This is a genomic window from Terasakiella brassicae (assembly GCF_014641495.1).
Taxonomy (GTDB): Bacteria; Pseudomonadota; Alphaproteobacteria; order Rhodospirillales; family Terasakiellaceae; genus Terasakiella; species Terasakiella brassicae.
In genome coordinates, this window is the sequence record NZ_BMHV01000009.1 from 129600 (window position 1) to 140916 (window position 11317).

The 11317-nt window shown below is 50.4% G+C and carries 10 protein-coding genes; all 10 read left to right on the forward strand.

What is annotated here, in order from left to right:
* Positions 1-9: 9 nt before the first annotated feature.
* Positions 10-717: a tRNA (guanosine(46)-N7)-methyltransferase TrmB gene (gene trmB, locus IEW74_RS08100; RefSeq protein WP_188663649.1), complete on the forward strand. Its 708-nt coding sequence runs from the start codon at positions 10-12 to the stop codon at positions 715-717.
* Positions 718-853: 136 nt separating this feature from the next.
* Positions 854-1588 (forward strand): transporter substrate-binding domain-containing protein, encoded by a 735-nt coding sequence (locus IEW74_RS08105; RefSeq protein ID WP_188663651.1) that lies wholly within the window; start codon positions 854-856, stop codon positions 1586-1588.
* Positions 1589-1762: 174 nt separating this feature from the next.
* Positions 1763-2257 (forward strand): ribosome maturation factor RimP, encoded by a 495-nt coding sequence (rimP, locus tag IEW74_RS08110; protein WP_188663653.1) that lies wholly within the window; start codon positions 1763-1765, stop codon positions 2255-2257.
* 6 nt (positions 2258-2263) lie between these two features.
* Positions 2264-3775 (forward strand): transcription termination factor NusA, encoded by a 1512-nt coding sequence (gene nusA / locus IEW74_RS08115; RefSeq protein WP_188663655.1) that lies wholly within the window; start codon positions 2264-2266, stop codon positions 3773-3775.
* The gene (locus IEW74_RS08120) at positions 3765-4340 is read left to right on the forward strand and encodes an RNA-binding protein (RefSeq protein WP_188663657.1); all 576 of its coding nucleotides are present in this window, start codon (positions 3765-3767) and stop codon (positions 4338-4340) included. Before nusA ends, IEW74_RS08120 begins: the two co-directional genes overlap by 11 nt.
* A gap of 81 nt (positions 4341-4421) precedes the next feature.
* A complete protein-coding gene (infB, locus tag IEW74_RS08125) occupies positions 4422-6965 on the forward strand; it encodes a translation initiation factor IF-2 (protein ID WP_188663659.1) in 2544 nt (847 codons plus the stop codon).
* Positions 6966-7056: 91 nt separating this feature from the next.
* Entirely contained in the window at positions 7057-7473 is a 417-nt protein-coding gene (gene rbfA, locus IEW74_RS08130; RefSeq protein WP_188663661.1) for a 30S ribosome-binding factor RbfA, read from the forward strand.
* A gap of 25 nt (positions 7474-7498) precedes the next feature.
* The gene (gene truB, locus IEW74_RS08135) at positions 7499-8395 is read left to right on the forward strand and encodes a tRNA pseudouridine(55) synthase TruB (RefSeq protein ID WP_188663663.1); all 897 of its coding nucleotides are present in this window, start codon (positions 7499-7501) and stop codon (positions 8393-8395) included.
* Positions 8396-8416: 21 nt separating this feature from the next.
* Positions 8417-8686, forward strand: a complete 270-nt coding sequence (gene rpsO / locus IEW74_RS08140; RefSeq protein ID WP_188663665.1) for a 30S ribosomal protein S15 — start codon at positions 8417-8419, stop codon at positions 8684-8686.
* 248 nt (positions 8687-8934) lie between these two features.
* A complete protein-coding gene (gene pnp, locus IEW74_RS08145; protein WP_188663667.1) occupies positions 8935-11148 on the forward strand; it encodes a polyribonucleotide nucleotidyltransferase in 2214 nt (737 codons plus the stop codon).
* Positions 11149-11317 lie beyond the last annotated feature (169 nt).

Sequence of the window (11317 nt, forward strand, 5' to 3'; positions counted from 1 at the left end):
GGAAAGAAAATGTCAGATAACCCGGAACTTTATACCACACGTCTGCGCACGTTTGGTCGCCGCCAAGGCTACAAACTGAAACCCCGTCAACAAGAACTGGTCGATACACTTCTGCCGTCCTTACGCTTGAACGTCCCGGACGATGACAGCCCAATCGATCCAAGCACTGTGTTTCAAAAACCTGTCAAGCAGGTCTGGTTTGAAATCGGTTTTGGCGGTGGGGAACATGCCGCCGCACAAATTGCCAACAATCCCGACATCGGCATGATCGCCTGTGAACCCTTTATGAACGGCGTGGCCAGTCTTCTCGTCCATATTGACAATCAAAACTTACAGGAACGGGTGCGCATTCTGGATGATGATGCGCGTTCTTTACTGGATCGCCTGCCGGATGCCAGTCTGGACCGGATGTTTTTGCTGTTCCCAGACCCCTGGCGTAAAAAACGCCATGCCAAACGACGTTTTATCGGTCACGAAAATCTGGAACTGGTTGCCCGTGTCCTCAAACCCGGTGGTGAATTCCGTGTCGCCAGCGATCACATGCCCTACATCGACTGGACACTGGATCATCTGTCAAATCATAGTGAATTCGATTGGATCTGCGATGGCCCGCAAGACTGGCGGACCCGCCCGGATGACTGGCCGCCAACCCGTTACGAACAAAAAGCATTGAAACAGGGAAAACCCTGCATATACCTCAGGTTTAGGCGCAAGTAGACAGTTTCTCAACTCTATGTTATTTTTTTACCAACATTACGGCTCGGTACTTGCCAAAATTAGCATATAAGAGTATGACGCTGCCATGAATCACTTACGCATACATTCTGGCCTTTTATCACTCATAGCGTTCTTCATGCTCATGGCATGTCCGGCGCAAGCTCAAACAAAAATTCGTGTCCTTGCTTACCCTTTTCCGCCCTTTTTTAATGAAGATAACCGGACAGGGTTAACAACCGATCTGATTGCCCTGCTCAACAATCTCCAAACGGATTATCATTTCGAATTAAAGATGACATCCCCAACCCGGCGCTATCAACAGTTTGCCACAGCTCAGGCCGACATCATTTTCTTTGAAATGCCCACATGGGGCTGGCAGGAAACGACACTGGGCTTTGAGCAAACGCGAGAGATTATGACAGGCGGTGAAAAATATGTGACGGCAAACCAGAAAGGCCGTGATCAAAGCTTTTTCAACGATTTAACGTCAAAAACCATCAGCGCTTATAATGGCTATCATTATGGGTTTGCCAATTTTAATGCCAACCAACATTGGCTGAGACAAAACTTTCACATTGTTTTACATAATTCACATGAGCGCATATTGGATCTCGTCCTCAAAAATAAAGTCGAGATCGGTGTTGTCACGCTGTCTTACCTAAAGAAATATTTCTACGCAAATCCGCAAAGCCGTTCCAAGCTCCTGATTTCAGATCGTTTTGATCAACGCTACAGCTTGCGCACACTGGTTCGCACAGGGGCACCCATCAATGTCTCTCAATTCGAACAGCTTCTGGACCGGCTTAAACAAAATAAACAACTGCGCGGTTTGTTCATCGCCAATGGGTTGGAAGATCAATTGACCTACTAGCGGCCCTTTCCTGTGCGCCTGTTATTTTTCCTTGCATTTCACCAAAAGAAGCGTATAAAGAGGGCGAACTCAATACATAGCCACTTTAGTGGATTTGATTGAAGTGGGCCCAACGGTCCGCTTTTTTTGTTATCGGGACATAATTTTCAATCTGAAGGAAAGGGTTTTTTGCATATGTCTTTAGCGCTTAAACGCATTGAAGAAATTATTGCGCCCACCCTGACCGATCTGGGATATGCGATTGTTCGCCTGCAAATGCAGGGCGAACGTCATCCGACATTACAGATCATGGCAGAACGTCTGGACCGCAAAATTATGGACGTAGAAGATTGTGCCGCAATCAGCCGCGCGATTTCGCCGTTGCTGGATGTCGATGACCCGATTGAAGACGCCTACTCTCTGGAAGTGAGTTCACCTGGAGTGGATCGTCCGCTGGTGCGGGCAGAAGATTTTGAACGGTTTGCCGGTTTTGAAGCCAAGGTCGAAGTGGCTTATCTGATCGATGGCCGCAAACGTTTCACAGGTCGCCTTGTCGGCCTTGTGGATGGAAATGTACAAATTCTCGTGGACGGCGAAGCCCAAGATCTTCCTTTTGAAGATATTGTCAAAGCCAAGCTTGTCCTCACCGACGACCTGCTGGCCGCAGCGTCTAAAGAACAAGGATTGTAAGGAAAGATGGAACAATCTAGCGGAATGCCTCGCCCCGAATTGCTTCAAGTCGCAGACGTTGTAGCACGTGATAAAGGGATCGAACGCGACCAAGTTTTCGAAGCAATGGAACAGGCTATTCAAAAAGCCGGTCGTTCCAAGTACGGGCAGGAACATGATATTCGCGCCCACATCGACCGTAAAACAGGCGAGATTAAACTGGCCCGTTATATCGAAGTCGTTGCAGAAGTCGAAGACGAACACATGCAAATGACCGTCGATCAAGCCCGCACGCGCAAAGCAGATGCGGAACTGGGTGAGTTTCTGGTTGATCCGCTCCCTCCGATCGATTTTGGTCGTATTGCCGCACAAACTGCCAAACAGGTAATTGTGCAAAAAGTACGTGATGCAGAGCGTGACCGCCAGTATGAAGAATACCGTGACCGTATTGGCGAAGTCGTCAACGGTCTGGTGAAACGTGTTGAATTCGGCAACGTCATTGTTGACCTTGGCCGCACAGAAGCCCTGTTGCGCCGCGACGAATGTATCCCGCGTGAACATGTGAAAAACGGCGACCGTATTCGTGCTTATATCTTTGATGTGCGCCGCGAAAACCGTGGTCCGCAGATTTTCCTGTCACGTTCCCACCCGCAATTCATGGCAAAACTGTTCACGCAGGAAGTGCCGGAAATCTACGATGGGATCATTGATATTAAAGCCGTGGCCCGCGATGCCGGTTCACGTGCAAAAATCGCCGTTCAATCCAGCGACCATTCCATCGATCCGGTCGGTGCCTGTGTCGGGATGCGGGGTTCGCGCGTTCAGGCCGTTGTATCTGAATTGCAAGGCGAAAAAATCGACATCATCCAATGGTCTGCCGATCCGGCAACCTTTATCGTAAACGCACTTGCCCCGGCTGAAGTTTCCAAAGTCGTTCTGGATGAAGAAACCAATCGCATTGAAGTCGTCGTTCCCGATGACCAACTGTCACTGGCAATCGGCCGTCGTGGTCAAAATGTCCGGTTGGCGTCTCAATTGACATCATGGGATATCGACATTCTGACGGAAGCTGACGAGTCTGAACGCCGTCAGGAAGAATTCAAAGCCCGGTCCGCCAACTTCATTGAAGCCCTTGATGTCGATGATGTCATTGCGCATCTATTGGTTACCGAAGGTTTCTCTTCTATCGAGGAAGTCGCCTATGTTCCACGTGCGGAATTGGCGGAAATCGAAGGCTTCGACATGGATGTTGCCGAAGAACTCCGCGCCCGTGCCCTGACTTATCTGGAAGAACAGGATAAAGTTCTGGATGCACGTCGCAAGGAATTGGGTGTGTCTGACGACCTCGTTAATATCGAAGGGCTTTCTGCCGCAATGGTGGTTGCTCTGGGTGAGAATGACGTCAAGACCCTTGATGATCTCGCCGATCTCGCAGGTGATGAACTACGCGAATATGTCGGCGAAAAGAACCTGAGTGAATCGGCTGCTAATGAAATCATCATGGCGGCACGGGCACACTGGTTCGAAGATGAAGAATAAGGGGGATACCCCTGAACGTCGCTGCATCGTCAGCGGAGAAGTTCGACCCAAGGAAGAACTTATCCGCTGCGTTGTTTCCCCGGATGGCATTGTCGTGCCGGATGTGGACGCAAAATTGCCGGGACGCGGTTTATGGTTGAGTGCTGCGCGAGATGTGGTAAATACTGCATGTGCGAAAAATGCATTTTCACGTGCAGCACGCCAGAACGTCAAGCCAATGGATGGTTTGGCGGACAGAATTGAAGCCTTGCTGGTGCAACGTTGCCTCTCACTCATTGGGATGATGCGGCGCAACGGCACGGTAATATACGGGTTTGAAAAAACCCGGAACTGGCTGAAAGACGGTAGAATTTCCGTTCTGTTGGCGGCCAAAAACGGCGCTGACGATGGCCGGGCAAAATTAAAAGCCCTTGCAGGCGACCGACCTTTGATCGACTTGTTCGATTCTGAAGAGTTGGGTCAGGCTGTTGGGCGGGACCATTTGGTCCATATGGGATTCGCTCCCGGTCCTTTGACCGAACGTTTCCAAGTGGAGGCTTTGCGCTTGCAAGGTTTTCGCGAGTAACGCATGAAACTGAAAGAGGCATCTTGTTTTTGATTGGCAAGAATACGATGCGAACGTACGAAAGACAGGCACAGCTCGGATATGACAGATAAAAAAGGCGACGACAGCAACAAGCTCAGCCTCAATCGACCCGGCAAACTTGAACTGAAGAAGACTGTAGACGCAGGATTGGTTAAACAGAGCTTCTCTCACGGACGCAGTAAGTCTGTGGCTGTCGAGGTTCGCAAGAAAAGAACGTTTGTTCAAGGCTCCAGCGGACGTATGTCCGAGCTGCGCAAGGATCAGGCACAAGCACAAGAACAAGCGGAAAATGCATTTCATGCAGAGACCGACTTTGACATGGCTGACAAGCATTTGACACAAAGCGAAATGGCCAAACGGGCCGAAGTGCTTCAAAATGCGAAAAAAGCGGAAGAAGAAGCCGCGCTCGCTGCGTTGCAAGATGCCCAAGCCCGTGCCAAGCGCGAACAGGCTGATGCAGAACGCCGCGAACAGGAAAAAGCCGCAAAAGAAGCACGCGCCAAAAAGGACCGTGAAGAAAAAGAACGTGCGGAAGAAGCTGCGAAGAAAAAAGCAGAAGAAGACGCACGCCGTCTGGCCGAAGAGGCCGCCATCGCAGCACAACGCGCGGAAAAATCACCGACGGCTGTTGCGAAGCCGGACAATAAAGCCGCTGCAAAACCGAAGAAAAAAGAAGTTAAGAAACCCGAAGTCGCCAAACGCGAAGGGGAGCGCCGTCGCGGTAAAGGCAAACTGTCTGTGGACAGCTTCGGTGATGAACAACGTCAACGCTCTTTGGCTTCTGTCAAGCGCGCACGCCAAAAACAAAAGGCGAAAGCAAGCGGTCAGGATGCCGACAAATCCAAACAAGCACGTGAAGTCGTCTTACCGGATCACATTACCGTTCAGGAACTGGCGAACCGTATGGCAGAACGCGCTGCTGTTGTTGTCAAAACATTGATGACAATGGGCACGATGGTCACCATCAACCAAACGATTGATGCCGATACAGCGCAAGTTGTCGTGGAAGAACTGGGCCACACGGTCAAACGTGTTTCCGATGCCGATGTGGAAACCGATCTGACCGGACCGGAAGATCAAGCCGACGATCTGCAATCGCGTGCGCCGATCGTGACCGTGATGGGTCACGTTGATCACGGTAAAACATCCTTGCTGGATGCCTTGCGTGAAACAGATGTGGTTGATAAAGAAGCCGGTGGCATCACGCAGCACATCGGTGCGTATCAGGTAACAATGGCAAGCGGTGCGAAAATCTCCTTCGTTGATACACCCGGTCACGAAGCCTTCACCGCCATGCGTGCGCGTGGGGCAGAATTGACTGATATTGTCGTTCTTGTTGTCGCTGCCGATGACGGTGTTATGCCGCAAACTATCGAAGCGATCCGTCACGCCAAAGCGGCGAATGTGCCGATTATCGTGGCGATTAACAAAATTGACAAGCCGGGTGCAGACCCGAGCCGCGTTCGCCAGGAACTGCTGAACCACGAAATCCAAGTGGAAAGTTTCGGCGGGGATGTCATGGACGTGGAAGTTTCTGCCAAAAAACGCATCAATCTGGAAGGTCTTGAAGAAACCATTTTGCTGCAAGCGGAAATTCTGGAATTGAAAGCCAACCCGAACCGCGCGGCAGAAGGCGTTGTGGTCGAAGCCAAGCAGGAACGTGGCCGTGGTAACATTGCAACGGTCATGGTTCAACGCGGGACACTCAATATCGGTGACATTTTTGTTGTCGGTAGCGAATGGGGCCGTGTCCGTGCCTTGGTTGATGATCACGGTCATCACGTAAAATCCGCTGGCCCGGCAACACCTGTTGAAGTTTTAGGCCTGCAAGGCACACCGTCCGCTGGTGACCAAATGGTTGTGGTGGAAAGCGAAGCCAAAGCCCGCGAAGTATCTGAATACCGCACCAATAAATCCAAGGCTGCCAAAGCAGCCGCTTCCGGTCGTGGTACATTGGAAGAATTGTTCAGCCAAATTGCCGCTGGCGTAGTCAAGGAACTGCCGGTGGTTATCAAAGCCGATGTTCAAGGTTCCATTGAAGCCCTGCAAGGCACATTCGACAAGCTGACGCGTGACGATGTGAAAGTTAAGGTCCTGCACGGTGCTGTCGGTGCGATCAACGAGTCAGATATCACACTGGCGCGTGCCTCCAACGCCTTGATTATCGGCTTTAACGTTCGTGCCAACCCGCAAGCCCGTGAAATGGCAAAACGTGATGGTGTGGATATTCGTTATTACTCCATCATCTATGATGCGGCTGACGATGTGAAACGCATGATGACCGGTCTGCTTGACCCGGTTTATCAAGAGAAATTCATCGGTTACGCGGAAATTCGCGAAACCTTCAATATCTCTCGCGTTGGTACGATTGCTGGCTGTATGGTCACCGAAGGCGTTGTCAAACGCGGTGCCAAGGTTCGCCTGCTGCGTGACAACGTTGTTGTCCACAACGGGGCGTTGGGCCAGCTCAAACGCTTCAAGGATGATGTAAAAGAGGTCAAATCCGGTTTCGAATGCGGTATGTCGTTTGAAAACTACAATGACCTCAAGGTTGGCGATGTGATCGAATGCTTCGAAATGGAGCAAGTCGAGCAAGAAATCTAAGAAACAAGCGCCCCTGCCTCAGCAGGGGCCTTTTTCCACCGATCCCCCCGTATTGCATTGCGGGTCACACAGTGTGGAGGACTATTCCATTATGACCAGACGTTCCGGTAAAGCACCAACGCAACGCCAATTGCGTGTTGGCGAAGAAATCCGCCATGCATTGGCTGAAATTATCGCCCGTGCCGATTTTCGCGACCCCGATTTGATCGACGCCTCCATTTCCGTTTCCGAAGTGCGCATCAGCCCAGATCTGCGCAATGCTACTGTTTTTGTCTCTGATCTAGGCGGCGACAATACGGATGCGGTTGTCGATGGTTTAAACCGGGCCAGCGGTCATGTGCGCCACGAATATTCGCGCGTTTCAACCACAAAATATATCCCGAAATTTAATTTCAAGCGGGATGAATCCTTGGATGAAGCCTTAAAAATCAATCGCTTATTGCAGGATCCTAAAGTTCAAGCTGACCTTGCACATGATGAAGATGAAGATGAAGAAGACCTGTCATAAGCCCCTTGCGGCTTAAGGGGATTTCATGGGCAGAAAGAAAAAAGGTATTCCCATTCACGGTTGGTTGATTATCGACAAACCGCTGGAAATATCGTCCAACAACGTTGTCGGCAAGGCGCGTTGGTTGACCAAAGCACAAAAAGTCGGTCATGGGGGAACGCTTGATCCCCTCGCCAGTGGTGTGTTGCCGCTGGCTTTTGGGGAGGCAACCAAGACCGTATCGTTTGTGATGGATGGCACCAAAACCTATCGTTTTGAGGTCACATGGGGCGAAACCCGCACTACCGATGACGCAGAAGGTGAAATCAGCGCGACTTGCGAAAAACGTCCAAGCAAAGCCGAGATTGAAGCCATCCTACCAGCGTTTTTAGGGGCCATAGAGCAAATCCCCCCCAAATTCAGTGCCATCAAGATTAATGGTCAACGGGCTTACAAGCTTGCCCGCGCTGATGAAGATATCGAAATGACCGCCCGCACTGTTCAAATTGACCGTTTGGAACTGATCGATATGCCCGATGCGAATCGGGCCGTATTTGAGGTCGATTGCGGCAAAGGAACTTATGTACGTAGCCTGGGACGCGATATCGCAACAAAATTAGGCACCCTTGGATATATATCCGTCTTGCGCCGCACAAAAGTCGGCCCATTCGACGAAAAAAGCGCGATTTCTCTGGATTTTTTAGAAGAGATTGTGCATAGTGACGCGCTTTCTGAAAGCCTCCTTGCGATCGAAACCGTGCTGGACGACATCTCGGCATTGGCTTTGAGCGAGGAAGAAGCCCGGAAGATCCGTCAAGGTATGCCCCTTCACAGGGACTTGGAGAATACAGCAACCCTCCGGTTGATGTATGAAGACAAGCTTTTGGCCTTGGCAAAAATCGAGGATGGTTTCGTCCGTCCGTTCCGTGTCTTCAATTATTAACATTTACATATGGAGTATACGATGTCGATTACTGCTGAAGAAAAAGCACAGGTTATCAAAGAATATGCAACTAAAGAAGGTGACACTGGTTCACCGGAAGTACAGGTTGCTATCCTTTCTAAGCGTATTGCAAACCTGACAGAGCACCTGAAGACTCATAAAAAAGACTTCCACTCTCGTCGCGGTCTGTTGCAAATGGTTGGTCAGCGTCGTCGTCTCTTGGACTATACCAAGAAAAAAGACGTTGCACGTTACCAAAGCATCATCGAACGCTTGGGTCTGCGTCGCTAAGACAAAGATTTGCGAAGAAAGGCGTAGCCAACGGGTTGCGCCTTTTTTGCTTTCGACCGATATGTTTTTCTGACACGTCAGAAGTCTTTTCAAATGAAAAGATCGCTGTTTTCACAGAGAAACAGATGTGGCAATGTCACACATTCGTCAAACCGCAATCGGTCGATGTGGTGTAGATTGGCGAAAAGGCTGAAGTTTGAGGGAGGGTCCCTTAACCAGCCCAAAATGTACGTATGTAAGGAAGATATATGTTTAAAGAATTCCGTAAAGAAATCGAATGGGGCGGTCGCCCGCTGGTATTTGAAACAGGTAAAATCGCCCGTCAGGCAGACGGTGCTGTTATGGTCACCTATGGCGAAACAAAAGTTTTGTGTACAGCCGTCGGCCAAAAACAGGCACGTACCGACATTGATTTCTTTCCGTTAACGGTCAACTATCAGGAAAAAGCTTTTGCTGCCGGTAAAATTCCGGGTGGCTTTTTCAAACGCGAAGGTCGCCCTTCTGAAAAAGAAACACTGACATCTCGCCTGATCGACCGTCCGATCCGCCCGCTGTTCGCACCGGGTTATAAAAACGAAACACAAGTTATCTGTACGGTTCTGGCCCATGATCTGGAAAATGATCCCGATATCGTTGCCATGATCGGTGCCTCTGCAGCCCTGACCATTTCCGGTATGCCTTTCATGGGCCCGATCGGTGCGGCCCGCGTTGGTTACATCGAAGGCGAATATGTGCTGAACCCGACTTTGGACGAGATGGAAGACTCCATCCTTGACCTCGCCGTTGCCGGTACAATTGACGGCGTGCTGATGGTTGAGTCCGAAGCACAGGAACTGTCTGAAGACATTATGCTGGGCGCTGTTGATTTCGGTCACGCCGCTTTTCAGGATGTGATCAATGCCATCATTGATCTGGCCGAAGCTTGCGCGAAAGAGCCTTGGGCTCTGCCGGAAGCCCCGGCATATTTGGAAGATGTAAAAACAAAAGCGGCAGAATTGGCCGAAGCCGACCTGCGTGCTGCTTATAAAATCCAAAACAAACAAGAACGCGTTGCTGCTGTTTCTGCCGCGAAGGAAAAAGTCACAACTTTCTACGCCGATGCTGTTGAAGCCGGTGAAATTTCCAGTGTTGTTTTGGGTGGTGTCCTGAAAAATCTTGAAAAAGATATCGTTCGTCGCGACATCATTGCAACGCAATCCCGTATTGACGGGCGTGACACAAAAACCGTTCGTCCGATCGTGGCCGAAGTTGGTTTGCTGCCACGTGCGCACGGTTCTGCCCTGTTCACCCGTGGTGAAACGCAGGCAATGGCCGTTTGTACATTGGGGACGGGTCAGGATGAACAGATCGTCGACCAACTGGCTGGTGAATATCGTGAAAACTTCATGCTGCACTACAACTTCCCGCCCTACTCTGTCGGTGAAGCTTCCTTCCTGAAATCACCGGGTCGTCGTGAAATCGGTCACGGGAAACTGGCATGGCGTGCCATTCGCCCGCTGATGCCGTCCAAGGAAGAATTCCCTTACACGGTTCGTGTGGTATCTGAAGTGACAGAATCAAACGGTTCGTCTTCTATGGCAACGGTTTGCGGCACATCCCTGTCTTTGATGGATGCCGGTGTTCCACTGGCGCGTCCGGTTGCGGGTATCGCAATGGGCCTGATCAAAGAAGACGATGGCTTTGCCGTTCTGTCCGACATTCTAGGGGATGAAGATCACCTCGGCGACATGGACTTTAAAGTTGCCGGGACTGAAGAAGGCATCACGTCTTTGCAGATGGATATCAAAATTACATCCATCACCAAAGAAATTATGGAAATCGCATTGGGTCAGGCCAAAGACGGTCGTATTCACATTCTGGGCGAAATGGCACAAGCCATTACATCCGGTCGTGACGAAATCTCGTCCAACGCGCCGAAGATTACCCAGTTCCAGATCAACAAAGACAAGATCCGTGAAGTCATCGGTACAGGCGGTAAAGTTATCCGCGAAATTACCGAAGTCACCGGTGCGAAAATCGATATCGAAGACGATGGTACCATCCGCGTCGCCGCTGTTGACGGTGAATCCGGTCAAAAAGCAATCGACTGGATCCAGGGCATTGTGGCGGAACCGGAACTTAACAAAATTTACCGTGGTAAAGTTGTTAAGGTCATGGATTTCGGCGCATTCGTCAACTACATGGGCACACGTGACGGTCTGGTTCATATCTCTGAACTGAAAAACGAACGTGTTGCACAAGTTTCCGACGTTCTCAACGAAGGCGACGAAGTTTGGGCCAAGCTGATCGGCATTGATGACCGTGGCAAAGTCAAACTGTCCATGCGTGTTGTTAATCAGGAAACAGGCGAAGACATCTCCGACGAAGTGGGCGCAAAACGTCCGCGTAGCGAAGGTGATGATGAACAGTCTGACAAATCCGACAAACCGCGTGGCCGCCGCCCGCGTAGAAAAGCGGACTAAGTCCTCACAGTTTTATAGCTGACACAAAAGCCCCTTGGTAACGCCCGTACCAAGGGGCTTATACATTAAGAGGCAGAAAGATTTGTTATGATCTTTCTGCCTCTTTTGTTTGTCAGGGAGGTGTTGCAACACCTCCCTGACGGTGCCTGAAGCGGTTGAGCCCATCGGG